15 protein-coding genes and 1 pseudogene are annotated in these 15,495 nt (G+C 40.9%); 7 read left to right on the forward strand and 9 right to left on the reverse strand.

Annotated elements, in window-relative coordinates; all coding sequences use genetic code 11:
* Positions 1-187: 187 nt before the first annotated feature.
* The 3 genes from ACM0OS_RS10980 to ACM0OS_RS10990 all read left to right on the forward strand — a co-directional run bounded on the left by ACM0OS_RS10980 (position 188) and on the right by ACM0OS_RS10990 (position 2,703).
* A complete protein-coding gene (locus ACM0OS_RS10980; protein WP_414543217.1) occupies positions 188-460 on the forward strand; it encodes a GlsB/YeaQ/YmgE family stress response membrane protein in 273 nt (90 codons plus the stop codon).
* Positions 461-753: 293 nt separating this feature from the next.
* Positions 754-1,446, forward strand: coding sequence for a manganese catalase family protein (locus ACM0OS_RS10985; RefSeq protein WP_414543218.1), 693 nt, complete (start codon positions 754-756; stop codon positions 1,444-1,446).
* A gap of 528 nt (positions 1,447-1,974) precedes the next feature.
* The gene (locus ACM0OS_RS10990; RefSeq protein WP_414543219.1) at positions 1,975-2,703 is read left to right on the forward strand and encodes a DUF3891 family protein; all 729 of its coding nucleotides are present in this window, start codon (positions 1,975-1,977) and stop codon (positions 2,701-2,703) included.
* Between the two features lie 321 nt (positions 2,704-3,024).
* Here ACM0OS_RS10990 and purH read toward each other — a convergent pair whose 3' ends face one another.
* The gene (gene purH / locus ACM0OS_RS10995) at positions 3,025-4,563 is read right to left on the reverse strand and encodes a bifunctional phosphoribosylaminoimidazolecarboxamide formyltransferase/IMP cyclohydrolase (protein WP_414543220.1); all 1,539 of its coding nucleotides are present in this window, start codon (positions 4,561-4,563) and stop codon (positions 3,025-3,027) included.
* 243 nt (positions 4,564-4,806) lie between these two features.
* Between purH and ACM0OS_RS11000 the strand changes: the two genes are divergently transcribed.
* The 3 genes from ACM0OS_RS11000 (at position 4,807) to ACM0OS_RS11010 (ending at position 7,640) form a co-directional block, all read left to right on the forward strand.
* The gene (locus ACM0OS_RS11000; RefSeq protein ID WP_414543221.1) at positions 4,807-6,876 is read left to right on the forward strand and encodes an FAD-dependent oxidoreductase; all 2,070 of its coding nucleotides are present in this window, start codon (positions 4,807-4,809) and stop codon (positions 6,874-6,876) included.
* A gap of 123 nt (positions 6,877-6,999) precedes the next feature.
* On the forward strand, positions 7,000-7,221 hold the full coding sequence (locus ACM0OS_RS11005) for a hypothetical protein (protein ID WP_414543222.1): 222 nt from the start codon (positions 7,000-7,002) through the stop codon (positions 7,219-7,221).
* Positions 7,218-7,640: a type II toxin-antitoxin system VapC family toxin gene (locus ACM0OS_RS11010; protein ID WP_414543223.1), complete on the forward strand. Its 423-nt coding sequence runs from the start codon at positions 7,218-7,220 to the stop codon at positions 7,638-7,640. The genes ACM0OS_RS11005 and ACM0OS_RS11010 overlap by 4 nt, the downstream gene beginning before the upstream one ends.
* A gap of 122 nt (positions 7,641-7,762) precedes the next feature.
* On the opposite strand, the gene ACM0OS_RS11015 is transcribed toward ACM0OS_RS11010, so the two are convergent.
* The 7 genes and pseudogenes from ACM0OS_RS11015 to cysE form a co-directional block, all read right to left on the reverse strand.
* Positions 7,763-8,317, reverse strand: coding sequence for a (2Fe-2S) ferredoxin domain-containing protein (locus ACM0OS_RS11015; RefSeq protein WP_414543224.1), 555 nt, complete (start codon positions 8,315-8,317; stop codon positions 7,763-7,765).
* A 155-nt stretch (positions 8,318-8,472) separates the two neighbouring features.
* Positions 8,473-8,676 carry a putative nitrogen fixation protein NifT gene (nifT, locus tag ACM0OS_RS11020; RefSeq protein ID WP_414543225.1) on the reverse strand — a complete coding sequence of 68 codons (204 nt, stop codon included), beginning with the start codon at positions 8,674-8,676 and terminating at the stop codon, positions 8,473-8,475.
* Positions 8,651-8,939, reverse strand: a pseudogene (locus tag ACM0OS_RS11025) (nitrogen fixation protein NifZ). The gene nifT and the pseudogene ACM0OS_RS11025 overlap by 26 nt, the downstream one beginning before the upstream one ends.
* Positions 8,929-10,059 carry a homocitrate synthase gene (gene nifV, locus ACM0OS_RS11030; RefSeq protein ID WP_414543226.1) on the reverse strand — a complete coding sequence of 377 codons (1,131 nt, stop codon included), beginning with the start codon at positions 10,057-10,059 and terminating at the stop codon, positions 8,929-8,931. The pseudogene ACM0OS_RS11025 and the gene nifV overlap by 11 nt, the downstream one beginning before the upstream one ends.
* Before the next feature lie 420 nt (positions 10,060-10,479).
* Positions 10,480-10,677, reverse strand: a complete 198-nt coding sequence (locus ACM0OS_RS11035) for a DUF2949 domain-containing protein (RefSeq protein WP_414543227.1) — start codon at positions 10,675-10,677, stop codon at positions 10,480-10,482.
* 74 nt (positions 10,678-10,751) lie between these two features.
* The gene (locus ACM0OS_RS11040) at positions 10,752-11,009 is read right to left on the reverse strand and encodes an Asr1405/Asl0597 family protein (RefSeq protein WP_414543228.1); all 258 of its coding nucleotides are present in this window, start codon (positions 11,007-11,009) and stop codon (positions 10,752-10,754) included.
* A 2-nt stretch (positions 11,010-11,011) separates the two neighbouring features.
* On the reverse strand, positions 11,012-11,758 hold the full coding sequence (gene cysE, locus ACM0OS_RS11045) for a serine O-acetyltransferase (RefSeq protein WP_414543229.1): 747 nt from the start codon (positions 11,756-11,758) through the stop codon (positions 11,012-11,014).
* Positions 11,759-12,370: 612 nt separating this feature from the next.
* On the opposite strand from cysE, the gene ACM0OS_RS11050 reads away from it, so the two are divergent.
* Positions 12,371-13,222, forward strand: a complete 852-nt coding sequence (locus ACM0OS_RS11050) for an HIT domain-containing protein (protein ID WP_414543230.1) — start codon at positions 12,371-12,373, stop codon at positions 13,220-13,222.
* Here the strand turns inward: ACM0OS_RS11050 and ACM0OS_RS11055 are convergent, their stop codons facing one another.
* Positions 13,223-14,650 carry a cation:proton antiporter gene (locus tag ACM0OS_RS11055; protein WP_414543231.1) on the reverse strand — a complete coding sequence of 476 codons (1,428 nt, stop codon included), beginning with the start codon at positions 14,648-14,650 and terminating at the stop codon, positions 13,223-13,225.
* Positions 14,651-15,495: the final 845 nt, after the last annotated feature.

The following is a 15,495-nucleotide window of genomic DNA, read 5'->3' on the forward strand; positions in this document are numbered from 1 at the left end:
ACATATTCATGTCTATTTAAGTTAATCTTTAAAAAATCCTAAATCAGAGGATATGAGTATAAATCCATATCAATTATTATCTATCTTTTGGATTGCAATATCTCTCTCGCCTGGTAGAAACAATTGTAAATGAGGCTTGATACTATAAATACAGTTGAAATTAAAACATTTGATTTGAGGAGTTTGTATGAATATTATTGCTTGGGCGATTTTAGGATTGATAGCAGGTGCCATTGGTAAAGCAATTTATCCAGGTAATCAAGGTGGTGGAATCCTCTCCACAATGATATTAGGTATCATCGGTGCTTTTGTGGGGGGTAGTTTATTTACACTACTACAAACAGGTTCGTTACAGCTGACAGCCACTAGTTTAAGCATTCCTGGGCTTTTTGTAGCTGTCATTGGTTCAATCGTTGCGATTTTCTTGTGGGGATTACTCACCAAAAGCAGTAGAGCTTAAGTGTTCCTAAGCGACTGGCAATGATTAAATAATGAGGAACGTATTTGGTAAATCTTCTCACACACTATTCTCTTAAACCTGTTATCTAATTGATAATTAACGGGAATCAATACGTTCTTTCAGGCTAGATGTTAGTACATCGAATGTAACGCATCGATGCTGCGAGATAGTAGTATCTAGAATGCCTTTTTGCTTGTTTGTACTGTCCAAGACAAATTTAGAAGAAAATGTAACCTTAATTAACCGTATCATTCATTGATTTGATTTTTTAAAAATAGTTCCAGAGGCATTCTATGTTTTATCACAAAAAAGATCCCATTCACAGCGTCAACATTGGTGAACCCAATCCTCGTTTTGCTCAATTGTTGCTTGAACAATTTGGCGGAGCCACAGGAGAATTATCCGCAGCTTTACAATATTGGGTACAATCCTTTCATGTTGAAAATGCTGGCATCAAAGATATGCTCCAGGACATTGCCATTGAAGAATTTGGTCACTTGGAAATGGTCGGTAAGCTAATCGAAAGCCATACCAAAAATGTGGATCAAACCGAAGCGTACAAGAGTACTCTCTTTGCGGTACGAGGCATGGGCCCCCACTTTCTAGATAGTCAAGGAAGCGCCTGGACTGCTAGTTATTTGAATGAAGGTGGAGATGTCGTACGGGATCTCAGAGCTAATATTGCCGCTGAAGCTGGCGCTCGTCAAACCTACGAATCATTGATTAAGCTAGCAACCGATCAGGGTACTAAAGAAACTTTGGTTCACCTATTAACACGGGAAATTTCTCATACCCAAATGTTTATGAAGGCTCTTGATTCTTTAGGTAAGTTGACAGACCCATTGTTTGGGAATATTCAACCCGATGAAACCGTTGATCTTTACTACAACTTATCTACAAATGGTAATGGTAAAGATGAGCGCGGCCCTTGGAATTCTGAACCAACATTCAAATACATTGCTGACCCACTTAAGCAGCAATCTTAACCACGGAAGTTGCGCCTAGCTGACTTTTCACGTAATGCAAAGTCTCTCACGCCACTTGCTACAACACGGGGAACCCGCGCAACGCAGTAGACCCTCCTCGCAGGAGAGAGATTTTTAGACACAGTGAAAAGTTAGGCGACTAGAAGGCAGTTTAAAGACACTCGGCGAACAAAGACAGATTCATAATAATGTTGTGTATTTGCGTTTTAACGTTAATATGCAGCATTTATTTTTATGTCATTAGTCATTGGGCATGAGTTATTAAGGAACATGAATTAAATAACATGCAAGTCTAGTTTGTGACCTCACCCCGCCTTTGACTTGCGTCAAAGTCTCCCCTCTCCTTACCAAGGAGAGAGGTTGGGGGTGAGGTTCTGTATTTTATTCAATCCACATTCCTAACAGGACTTACGTAACCAACCACGTATTTTCGTCATTGCGACCGTAGGGAAGCCATTTCAAAGCCTTGATTTTCGTAGCGAGTGCGTAAGTCCTAATTAATATGATTAACAGAGGGAGATTGTTTTTGTGATTGTTAATAGCACACAAAATGGTTGGGAAATTATTTATCACCGTGCCCATGCATTACTAGCTGCCCAAATAGCAGGACAATGGCGACGCAAAAACGCACCAGCAAGATTATATGAAACACTGGCGGCTATTTCCCATCATGATGATCTAGAGAAGGAATGGGAAGAATATAATCTAACAAAAGCCGGTGCGCCAATGGATTTCACCTTGAGTCAAGAAATTCATGTTGATAAAGTGGTAAAACTGGTAAAAGATGCCCGTTACCGGGGGCGGTGGGTAACTTTATTGATTTCTAAGCATATTAGCCGTTTGCATGAGCCACAACGAGGAAAACTGCCAGAATTAGATAATTTTCTGGATGAACAATTGCAAAATCAGCAAAATTTATGCGAGGAACTGGGTATTGACAAAGAAACAGTGGATGCAGCCTATGCGTTTATGCAATGGTGCGATCGCTTGTCTTTGATACTATGCCAACATGAGCTACCTGCTGATGAGCGGTTTTTAGAAATTAGTCAGGGGCCTGATGATCAACGTTATGACATCATGCAGCGTCGTGATGGCTTGATTACTGTCCAACCCTGGCCATTTGAAGATCAGGAGTTTACAGTTAACGTTGAAGCTTGTGATGTATCGCAAATAAAATTTGATAGCAACGACGAACTGGCTCAAATCCTCCAGGAAGCACCTATTAAGGTGCTGGAGTGGAATTTTGTAAAAAGTTAAATTTATCTGCATTAAAAAGCGCCTGGGAGTGTTGCCGTGTTTCCACCCTAGGCGCTTCTTATTCTTAACTTGCTCCTCACACACTACTCGAAGATATCATCTAGTGTCAGTAATGGCAAGTATACACAGTGACACTTTTCTAACTGTACAATTCTTAGAAGTTAATTAAAAAGCGTCCGGGAGTGTGGCCGTGTTTCCACCCCAGACGCTTTTTATTTTTAACTTGCTCCTCACACACAACTAGAGAATACCAGCATTTTATCGAAACACAAGTATTTAATGTGACACTTTACTAACTGGCACAAGCTAGCTGAAAATAATTTAGTGTAAAAAGTGACGTATACCAGTGAACACCATGAGCAAACCTAGTTCATTAGCAGCTTTGATAGAATCTTGATCTCGTAAACTTCCCCCCGGCTGGACAATGGCAGTAATACCAGAGGCGGCGGCTGTTTTCACAGAATCATCGAAGGGGAAAAAGCCATCACTAGCGAGAAATGCCCCTTGAGCTTTTTCACCAGCTTGTTCTAAAGCGATTTTCACCGAGCCAACGCGATTCATTTGACCAGCACCTACACCCAGGGTAGTGCGATCGCCTGTGACGACGATAGCATTTGATTTAACATGTTTACAGACTTTCCAAGCAAACAGTAACTCTGCTAACTCATCAGCAGTAGGTTGACGTTCAGTAACTACTTGCCATTGGCTAGTATCCGCCACAGCATCATCGGCTGCTTGGACGAGAAAACCCCCGGCGATGGCTTTGACGGTATCTTTGGGGCCACTACTTAAATCGGGTGAAATCAAAATCCGCACTTTGGATTTTGCTGAGAGAATTTCTTGGGCGTCAGCTTCACAACCAGGTGCAACCACACATTCTAAAAATGTTTTAGTTAACTCATTAGCTGTCGCCGCATCAATGGGACGGTTAAGTGCCACAATTCCCCCAAATGCAGAAACAGAATCAGCATTAAAAGCTTTTTGATACGCCTCTACCAGCGTATTACCCTGGGCTACACCACAAGGATTTGTATGTTTAATAATCGTAGCGCCTGGGGTATCAGTGAATTCAGTAATAATCAGACGTGCAGCTTCTAAATCTACCAAGTTGTTATAACTCAGTTCCTTACCTTGCAATTTCGTCGCCGCCGCCCATCCTGTGGGAGTCGTCCCTGTTTGATACCAAGCGGCTGGTTGATGAGGGTTTTCACCGTATCGTAGAGATTGTAATTGCTGTCCAGAAAGATTGTATTGCTGTGGTAGGGGTTCTGAAGATTGTTGGCTGAGGTAAGCTGCTATGGCTTGGTCATAGCTAGCAGTATGCAAGAAGCCTTTTAAAGCACATTTTTGGCGAAACTCTAAAGATGCAACACCATTGTTTTGCTGTAATTCCTGCAAATATTCGTCATACTGTGCCGGATCACATAATACTGTGAGGTGGGCAAAATTTTTCGATGATGCCCGCAGCATCGCCGGGCCACCAATATCAATTTGTTCTACCGCATCAGATAATGTTAACCCTGGTTTAGCAATAGTTTCCTCAAAAGGATAAAGATTGACTACCACTAAATCAATCGGGCGAATTTGGTTATTTTCCAAGTCTGTAATATGTTGGGGAATATCCCGCCTGGCCAAAATGCCGCCATGAATACGGGGATGCAAAGTTTTGACTCGACCACCTAAAATCTCTGGAGAACCCGTGTAATCTGAAACCTTAGTCACTGGTAGTCCCGCATCCTTGAGGGTTTGGGCTGTTCCCCCACTGCTGATTAAATCAAAGTCAAATTCTTCCACCAAGCGTCGGGCTAGGTCAACGATACCAGTTTTGTTAGATACACTCAGCAGTGCTAGATGCGCCATGTTTTAGATCCTCAATGTAGGCTGTGAAGCGAAAGATCATCAGTTTTGCACAAGCCTTGATTCACTTCAAGACCAGATGACAGAACTAATATTAATCCTATTAATCCTCGCTATCTTAATGAAGCACTTTTGACTCCCAACGCACTGGCTCGTTTTGATAATAGCCTAGAAAAACTTGTGATCAACATTTATCAGATGCTAACGTCTACAAGTTGATGTAGGATTTTAAAGCTTTCACTAATTATGAAACGTAGACATCAAGTAGCTTATAGTTTGACAACGCTGATCAGTTTCAGTTTAATATCTACGTACTTCGTACCCCATGCGGCAATTGTCGCCGCACCACCAAGAAACCCAGACAGAACCGTAAATTGTGAAATTTTAGTTGTGGGTGGTGGACTTTCAGGCGTAGCAACAGCTTACGAGGGGTTACTCGCAGGACGCAGAGTTTGTCTCACAGAAATTACCGATTGGTTGGGAGGACAAATTTCTTCCCAGGGGACATCTGCATTAGACGAACGACCAACCCAGCGCAGTCAGCAATTTTATTCTCGCGGCTATTTGGAATTGCGAAACCGCATTCAAAGTAAGTACAGACAACTTAACCCTGGTGATTGCTGGGTAAGTGACTCTTGCTTTCTTCCCCGTGATGCCCATACCATAATGACGCAGATGCTGAGAGATGCGGAAAAAAAGGGTAGGGGCAAGTTAGAATGGTTTCCCAATACAGTAATTAAAGATTTAAAAATTACACCTTCTACCGTTGATGGCGGGGGACAATTAATTAGTAGTGCGAACCGACAGGTCAGCGAAGCTATCGCAATTCAACATCAACCAGTCCCAGGCGCACCACCTTTAAATACCTTCACATTAGCTCAAACTATTGAAGATGCCTATCGCTACGAAAACTCATCTCGATTTAGCAAAAATATTATTCGCTTAGTTCCCCAGCAAAGTAAAGGTAATGCTCCTAAGTGGTATGTTGTCGATGCTAGCGAAACCGGGGAAATTATCGCCCTAGCTGATGTTCCCTACAGATTGGGCATTGATCCTCGTACCCATTTAGAACCATCTTCATCTAGTACCCAAAACGATCCTTATTGCACCCAAGGCTTTACCTACACCTTTGCAATGGAGGCGACTCAGGGGCCGCAACCGCAGACAATGCCCCCATTTTATTTACAGTATTCGCCATATTTCAGTTATGAATTATCAAGATTAGCCAACTTTGACTTAGTTTTCACCTATCGCCGCATTTGGAGTCCCCAAAAAGGACAACCTGCAACCTTCGGCGGCGTGAGGTTTTCTGCTCCCACACCAGGGGATATTTCCATGCAAAACTGGACTTGGGGTAACGACTACCGCCCAGGCACAGCCCAAGATAACTTAGTTTATACTCGCCAACAGTTGCAAGCTACTCGCCAGTTGCAATCAGGCGGCTGGATGGGGGGACTACGCACAGAAAGCCTGCGTAAAGGTGAAGAAAATGCCCTTTCTTTCTATTACTGGCTAGTAGCTGGGACTACAGATTCCCAACTCGGTAAGGATGTAAAGCGACAACAAACAAATAACCGCTTTTTATCTGGGCTAAATTCCCCAATGGGGACAGCGCATGGTTTATCAAAATATCCTTATATGCGCGAAGGAAGACGTATTATTGGCCGTCCCAGTTGGGGACAACCTGACGGTTTTACGATTTGGGAAATTGATATTTCTCGCCGCGACTACAATGATGAATATTACCGCAAGACTTTACCAGCAGCTATGTACCGCAGACTACAAGGCGCATTGGCAGGCTTGGAAGCAGTATCTGTAATTACAGGACAAAAGCCACCAGACCAAGTAATGCGGCGGACTCGTTCTACCATCTTCCCTGATGCTGTGGGCATTGGTCACTACGCTATCGACTTTCATCCTTGCATGGAAAAAAGCCCACCAGAAGCCCCAGGTAACAGAGAACGTCCTGGAGAACGACGGGGTGCAGGACAAGCTTATCCGTTCCAGATAGCTTTGCGGGCAATGATTCCCCAGAAAATTGACAATTTGATTGTAGGGGGTAAAAGTATTGCTACCAGTCACATTGCGGCGGCTGCCTATCGGGTACACTCGTTTGAATGGTCTGCTGGTGCGGCTGCGGGGACTACGGCTGCTTTTTCCTTGAGAAATCAAGTTGCACCTTATGAATTAGTCAACGATTTACCGAAGCCAGAACCGCAATTACAAGCCCTCAAACGTTTGTTAGAGCAAAATGGCAATCCTACGGCTTTCCCCGATACTTCGATTTTTAATGAAAATTGGGAAAATTGGCGGTAGTTAGGATACGCAAAAGTCAAAAGGCTTTGATAAGATGTGATACCTAAAACCCCCGGATTCATCCGGGGGATATAAGTGAATAGCCAAATGTAAAATAAAATTATCCGCCACTTAACCCGCATCATGGTTATCCCAGAACTAGAACAGCAACTCCTTCAACTTCCTCCCAACGATAAACTGTATATTATCCAACTCCTAGCCCAAAGCCTGACCACATCCAACACTCATCCCGAACAACCAAGTAAACTTTCAGAATTCTTCCGTCAATCCCCACTGGCTGAACTCCCCGAAGAACTCGACTTGAGCCGAGATCCCAGCCTCCCGCGTGATGGCTTCACCCCATGACCTACCTTCTTGATACCTGCCTAATTTCCGAAATGGTTGCCAAACAACCAAATCAACAAGTTTTAAATTGGCTAGATGCCCAAAAGCCAGAAACACTTCACCTCAGCGTCATCACAATTGGCGAAATCGCTAAAGGCATCAGCAAACTTACCGATTCTCAGCGAAAAAAATCTCTAACAAAATGGCTAAATGAAACCCTACCCAATCGCTTTGAAAGCAGAATCTTCAGTATCGATGTCCCAACAATGGTGTTATGGGGAAACTTAGTCGGACAATTAGAACAGAATGGGCGACCTCTACCCATTGTGGATTCTCTCATTGCAGCGATCGCCTTGCAAAACTCTCTATTACTTGTCACCCGTAACGAAAAAGATTTTGCTGGGACAGGGGTTGTCATCATTAATCCTTGGTCTATTTGAGCTAGTTACCATAACAACTTCGGTTGATTGTCTGGATAGCATCATGAGAATAAATGCTTTCCCAGGCTATAACCTCCAAAAAATCTAACCCTGGGAAAAAGAAAAATGTTACCAATATTACTTTAGCCAAGACCTAAATTATTGAGGTGATTTTCTAGCAGAGATGCGATCGCATCTGGATGCATTTTTTTGTATTTCTTTTTACCAAGCTCTAAAACACAGTTGGGGGCGCTGCTGCATCGTTTTTGGCAGCCGGTATGCTCGATTTTGACTTTATCTAATAAGCCGCGATCGCATAAGGTTTTTTCTAAGTCTGATAATAATCCTTTACCACCACGCTTCAGGCAGCCAGATTTTTGGCACACCATGATTTTGGCGTGGGGTTGGGAAGGTAATTTCTGATTTGGGCAACCATCAAGTGATGTGATTTGATGAGCTTTGAGTTTAATTTCACCTGTGTGGGGGTTTAATTTACTGATACCACAAACGCTAATTAAATCACCAGGCATTAAAGTTAAACTTAAAGGACGACGCAATTCTTTAGGCAGTTTAACTTGTACATTCCCAGAGGAAATTGCTAATTGCAAATATTTACATTTTCCTGGTTTGTCACCCACAAAACCTAAAAATTGTCCTTCCAGCTTTAATTCCGATAAACTCAAGTATTTGTCACCCATTTCCGTAATTCACCATTCCAAATAAAATAATAAACCCCACGCTGATGGGGTGAGAGAAATTCGTAATTTGCAGTTCCCTACTATAGAAGAAGAAGGTAAAAGGTAAAAAGCAAATTTTTCCTGATTCCTTCTTTCTTGAATGCCTTGTCAGACTTTTAGGAGAGGCGTTTAGCTTCGACAGTTAAAGGTAAACTTGCTGTATCTGGTAATTCCCGAAATTCTAATTCCCAACCATTTGCTAAAGTAAGAACTTTTCCATCGTTACTGTCTGTTTGTTTGACTACTTCTTCTTCTAAGTCTTTTTTGGCAACATAGGCGACCAAATTTCCCGCATCATTCATCCGTAGCATTACTTTCATGAATTCTCCTCAACCGCTTCTAGTTCTCTTTTTCGACAACCAACAACGAACCCTTTCTCTAAAAAATGCACCGCATAAATATAGGAATTTTGTAAATAAGTACCTATACTTGCTATGTAGCCAATATCTCCTTTGTTTCCTAAAACCGCCCCGACTTCTTGACCAGCAAACGTACCATCGTTTTTGATCAGTTTGCGAAGTCTGACTTTTTGACCAATTTCAAAAGCAGGCGGTAAATTTAGCTCTAACTCATCAGGTTGCATGAGAATACCTCTGTTCTTTTACCAAGTCCAAAAGTTCTTCTACGGTCAAACTGCGTTTTTTCTTGACCGATTGCTGACGCACTTTATCCAAAACAGATTGGGTTTCTTCTGGGTTCAAAAAAATACCATGTTGCTGTAGCAAACTAGTAACTAAGTGTCTGCCAGAATGCTTACCTACCACTAAGCGTCGTTCCCAACCTACTTCTTCTGGTGCAAATGGTTCGTAGGTGATAGGGTTTTGCATCACACCGTGAGCATGAATTCCCGACTCATGGGCAAAGGTATTTTCACCCACAATTGCTTTCCAGGGTGGAACATGAGAATTTGATGCTGAAGCTACCAGTTGTGATAGTTCTACCAAACGAGGTGTATCAATGCCTAAATTGATCCCGTAAATGCGTTTGATGGACATGACAACTTCTTCTAGAGCAGCATTTCCGGCTCTTTCACCCAATCCGTTAACTGTGGTATTTACGGATGTTGCGCCAGCTTTGATACCAGCAAGAGCATTGGCAGTTGCCAACCCAAAATCATTGTGGGTATGAATTTCTAGGGGAATGGACAAAGCCGAAACTAATCCCTTAACTTTGGCGTAGGTGCTAAAGGGGTCGAGAACGCCTACGGTGTCGCAGAAACGAAACCGGGATGCGCCCCATTCTTGAGCATATGATGCTACATCTAACAAAAAGTTGGGATCAGCTCTTGAAGAATCTTCACCGCCTACTGCTACCCACAGACCTTGATCTACGGCAAAGCTAATACAATCTTTAAGTTTTTGTAAGCTTACCCGACACTGACCATTAAATTTAGAAGCAATTTGAATCCCCGAAACGGGTATAGCAATATGTACTCGCTTCAGTCCGCAAGTGATAGAAGCCTTAATATCTGAGATGACAGCGCGGTTCCAGCCGAGAAGTTTGGCTTGCAGTCCCAAGTCGCAAATTGCTATAATTGCCTGTGTTTCCGCTTCACCCATTGCCGGAATCCCGACTTCTAGTTCAGGGACACCAATAGCATCAAGAAATTTAGCGATCGCTACTTTCTCTTCAAAGGTAAAAGCCACCCCGGCCGCTTGTTCACCATCACGTAATGTAGTGTCATTAATTAAGATTTCATTCATCTCAAACATCCCTCTTAGGAATCTGTCGGAATCTGGTTTCTACTGGGAAAATTATTTACCTGCAATTGCTGGTAAGGGTAAATGCCTAATACAAATGCTGAATGATGAATGGTAAATGCTATAAACTCTCAGATTTAATAGTTCATCTTCATGATTATTAAATCTTAGCTAAACACAAACACCATATCTGTATGGCATAAAACCAAATGTAGGTATAATTTAAGAATTACTTTTACTATTGCTAAATCAGGATTTATCGAATAGCCAATAGCTAAGGTAGCTATTAACAAATCCTAAACTCAGCAAAATAGTAAATCCGGCAATGAAGGTAATAATCATGGGGCTTCCTCGTATAATTACAAGTGGTTTACTTGTTGTATGTGACCGGGATAACCCACTAAAAGCGAAACTAAAAAGCTCTTAGTTTTGCTCATCTAGCCAATCTAAAATTCGCTCTAGTTGCTCTAGGTTAACTAGGCCATATTGCCAAAGCAGCATTGGTAATGGCCCATGATCAAATTCTCGATGTCGTAGCGCTACAGCAATATCTGCATTTGTAAGTTCGAGTTCCTGATGTAAAAAATTGATAAATTTTCTCTCACTGTTACAGATTGCCATAATTGAGAATTACAAGTTGTTGATGGAGGAAATAACTACGTGTTTATTGTTTGTGGTTCTGGCTTACTGGAGATTTAGCACTCAGAACTATAATTCCAGCAACGTTCTAACCATTCGATTAATTCATGGCGAGAAGCTAAACATTGCATCACGGTACTGCGGATGAGCAACACTTCTAGCAAATTATTCACCTTGACCCGTAAAGAACCATCAGGATGACAACAACAGGGAATCATCAATTCTTGTAAACGCCGACAAATGCGCCAGCGATCGCACAAAGGAATCTGCAAAACTTGTTCGCTTAAGGGGTCAGAACTGTTAGGTGGGAACATGATTAATGATCCTTGGTTAAGAGTTCTTTGTCCTGGGTTGGAGTTTTCAGGATTTGCAGTTGTTGTTCTAGTTGTTCAATGCGGTCAAGTAAAGACTTAATTACAGTCGCTTGTTCGTCGGGTAGTTTTCCGTGTTCTAGGGGACAGACATTAGTGCTTTCTTTACGAGAAACAATGCGTCCGGGTATTCCCACCACGGTAGAATCGGCGGGAACATCGCGTAATACAATGGAACCTGCACCAATACGCACGCGATCGCTAATGTGAATATTGCCTAATACTTTCGCACCCGCACCCACAACGACATTTTTACCCACAGTGGGATGACGTTTACCGCTTTCCTTACCGGTTCCGCCCAGAGTCACGCCCTGATAAATCAGCGTCAAGTCTCCGACAATGGCAGTTTCACCAATCACCACACCCATACCGTGGTCGATGAACACACCCCTACCAATCTTTGCACCTGGGTGAATTTCAATCCCTGTGAGAAACCGACCCAAATGAGAAATCAGACGAGGAATGAAACCCACTCTCCGACGGTGTAACCAGTGGGCGAGACGATGCAAACACAGTGCGTGCAACCCTGGATAGCAAAACACCACCTCTAGCCAATTACGTGCGGCTGGATCGCGTTCAAAAATGATCTGAAAATCACTTAATAATGGCTCAAACAAACCACCAAAAAGGAAATTCGCCTTTGCTTTAGTTGCTGTTTTGCAATTCTTGATACTATCTAATGACTGTTGCATCGGTAGTGTCTGCTTAAAAAGCCATGTGCTATTTTTCTGCTTATATCAGGTGACTCCCAACAGGACAGTACAGTCAATGCCGATTGGATTTATTGGATTAATTACATTTGTACTCAACCACCTCAAACCCTGATTTAAGGTAAATTTAAAATTTGTCTTAGGGTAGGGGTGCTAGTGTTTAATAATGGGGGTTCTGGTGTTTTTAGAGTAGGGGTGACAGAATTTTTGTACTCACTACAAAAAACTTTACCTGTAAGAGTTTGCAGCGAATTAGGCAAGTTATTTTGCAATATATTAAGTTGTACTCACTTGCTCGCAAAGATGAGGTAAAAGGGGTATCAAATCAAATATCTGTATACTCAGCTACGATTACTATTCTATGATTTGGGTGCATAAAAAACAGTCTTTCTTTATTTTGTTTTAGGATTTCTTGTCTGTGTGTAACTATACGTTTCTTAATAATTAGAAGCTAGGGGTTAGAAAAGTAGGTTGGGTTAAGCGCAGTGCAACCCAACGCAACAAACCCCATGTTGGATAATGTTTGGTTAGAAAACAATCCCCAATCCCTAATCTCTATGTGCTATGACAGGGTGACATAAATCTACCAAATCCATGAAACAGCAAAAAAATCTATTTAGCCATCTCACGGCGATAGAAAGAAAATACCTGTCATTCCCAGCCCAATTTTTATTACAGCAAAACCTCCTACAAGGCAAAATACTAGATTTTGGTTGTGGCTTCGGTAATGATGTGAAAATTTTACGCCAAAAAGGATTTGATATTACAGGCTACGACCCTTATTATTTTACAGAATTACCTGATGATAAATTTGATACTATAATTTGCTTTTACGTTTTAAATGTTGTATTTCCCGAAGAACAAGCTAATATTTTGATGGAAATATCACATCTATTAAAACCAGAGGGTACAGCTTATTATGCCGTGAGGAGGGATATTAAAAAAGAAGGATTTAGAGAACATTACGTCCATAAAAAACCTACATATCAATGTATAGCCAAACTTCCTTTTCAATCTATTTACCTAGACGAAATGCGGGAAGTATATAAATATATCCATTATAATCGCCAAAGAAATTCATCTAATTATTGTATATTTTGTAATCCCCATAGAAATTTAAAAATATTAACCGAATCAGCAACCGCTTATGCTATTTTCGATGGTTATCCCATCAGCAAAGGACATACATTAGTTATTCCCAAACGTCATGTCAGTAATTATTTTGATTTACCATTTAAAGAACAATCCGCCTGTTGGTTCATGGCAAATAAAGTACAAGAGATTCTCAAAACAAAATTTGCACCTGATGGCTTTAACGTCGGTATAAATATTAATCGAGAAGGCGGGCAAAATATTATGCACACCAGTATTCATGTCATACCTCGTTACAAAGGTGATACCGTTGGCAAAAGTGGCATCAGAAAAGTTATTCCCAAAATGAAATGATTAAGCAGTTAACATCCAAAAAATTAAGAGTAACATCAAACTCATTATCCCAATCAGATGTTCAAATTGCTCAAGGACACGGGGTAAAATCAGTGCATAACGTTGAAAAATTAAAAAATACGCTATCCAGCCAATAGCGATAATGGCAAGTGCTTTGATGAGATTGGCAACTGTATACGCCTCCAAATAAAAGCCACTTGTGGTAATGAGCGCAACAACTAATAAGATGATCGGTAGCCAAAAACTAGGTCTAATTTCTTGGCTTGAACCATGCGGCAGAAAGATGAATTTAGCATACACAATTGCCGTCCCTACAGCAGCAACGTTCATCATTATGTCTTGCCAAGGTAACACATTGTCCAATGTCAAAATTTTGGCGCCATAACCGACGAATAAAGGAAAGCCGGAAATCGAGAGGCTGGGGATCAATAGGGTAGCCCAAAGCGCAGTATTCATCGGTTGGGCTTGGAGTTCTTTAAAATTTCGGCTCGGTAAGTTACCCACTATCAAGAACAGCGCCGTTTTAGCCAACCCATGCGCTAGGGCATAAAAGCCTCCCACAACAGGTACAGCCATGATCCAACCTAACTGCGAAATCGTGCTAAATGCTAGGGTGCGCTTAGTATCTTTTTCGATGATTGCATAGGATAGTCCCAGAAACACCGTTGCTACAGCAAAGATTCTCACGATGGGATCAATGTCATCTAACATCAATGCACAACGCACTAAGGGAAAGACTCCGGCTTTCTCCACAATTCCCGACAGCAACGCTGACACCGATGTTTGTGATTCCGAGTTAGTTAGCGGTGACCATAATCCCGATATGAAGATTCCTCCTTTGGTCAATAGTCCTAGAAAAATTAGGGCGATCGCTTCGGTAGGTGCATTTCTTAACCCTGCAAAGGCAAAGGAATGATTAGCATGATAGATTAATATTGCACCTATTAGATAAAACAGCATTGCCGTATTAGTGACAAACATATAGCGCAATGCCAACCAAATCGAGCGATCGCTTCTGGGATAAGCTACCAACAAAAATGAAGCAATCCCAATCACCTCTAACGCTACATATAAACTGATGAAATCTGCACAGATAAACGCAGAATTAATACTGCCATGTAAAATAATTGTCTGTGCATAAAAGAAAGCCGATTTCTGAGTATTCCAACAGTAGAGAATGACAGCCGTTATAACCAGCGCGTTAGTCAAAATAAAGTAGCTACTCAACTGATCAACTATTAAGGTAACACCAAAATTATTGAGTAAATTCAGCGTCAATGGCAACTGTGTGAAGAATAATAGTAAGGAATAACCAATTGAAACAAAGGCTATGGCTAAGGCAATGTATCGGTCAAATTTCGGCAGCAAATAAATGACTAAACCGAAAAATAAAGGTATTGCTATCCAGGCAATAGTAATATTGTTCATGGTGTATTTTTTTGATTTTTGTGCTTTTTCATGTCTGATAATATCGTATCAAATTCATGGTTTTTTAAAATTCAAAATAGCAGAGAAAGGCAGGTTGCACGGTAATTATAGCCATGCACTCCAGGAGTTTATAAAATTCCAAATAAATAAATATAAAAATTTTAATTGTTAGTCTTTGAAGTCAAATCCCCACCGTAATTTTTAATTTCGCGGGCTTTAATTAGTGAATTATATGAATTGAAGTTAATCCATTTAACGATGTTATTTTTTCTTGATGACACATTTAATATTCTGAAAATATGAATATTTTGTATTATATGTGAATATTTTACAGTTATAAATATGTATACTCAATTAATATTTGATTAATTCTATAGAAAAAAACTATAGCTACTAAGGAACTTTTAAAAAATAAATTATTCACTTGAAGAAATTAAACCAATTCGCAATTACGTGTTGTAACGTGGATTTACAACCCGCCACAACACTTGCGTCCTGATAGAAGCCGAGGACTTAAACCCCTACATTTTATTAAAGTATTCACAACTGTCTTGGATCAAGTAGACAAAACTGGTGGTCAACTTACAGAGGATTTCCTGCAACCGATGGAAATTGTGTTTGATGAATATTTGCCGCACTAAACCACAGATGTCATAATTTTGGATTTTATTTAATCCACATTCCTAAGTTAATCATAGGCGATCGCTCACACCCAGAAATACATATAAACCTTAGTAAAGCAATTAGTATCAAAAATTACTATTAAATTTATTACAAAATGTTATCTGAGTCAGTACTAATAGGTTAGAATTTATTTTTAATTTATAAATCCGCTCAATTCATCA

Source organism: Nostoc sp. CCY0012, from assembly GCF_963920855.1.
Lineage (GTDB): Bacteria > Cyanobacteriota > Cyanobacteriia > Cyanobacteriales > Nostocaceae > Cyanocohniella.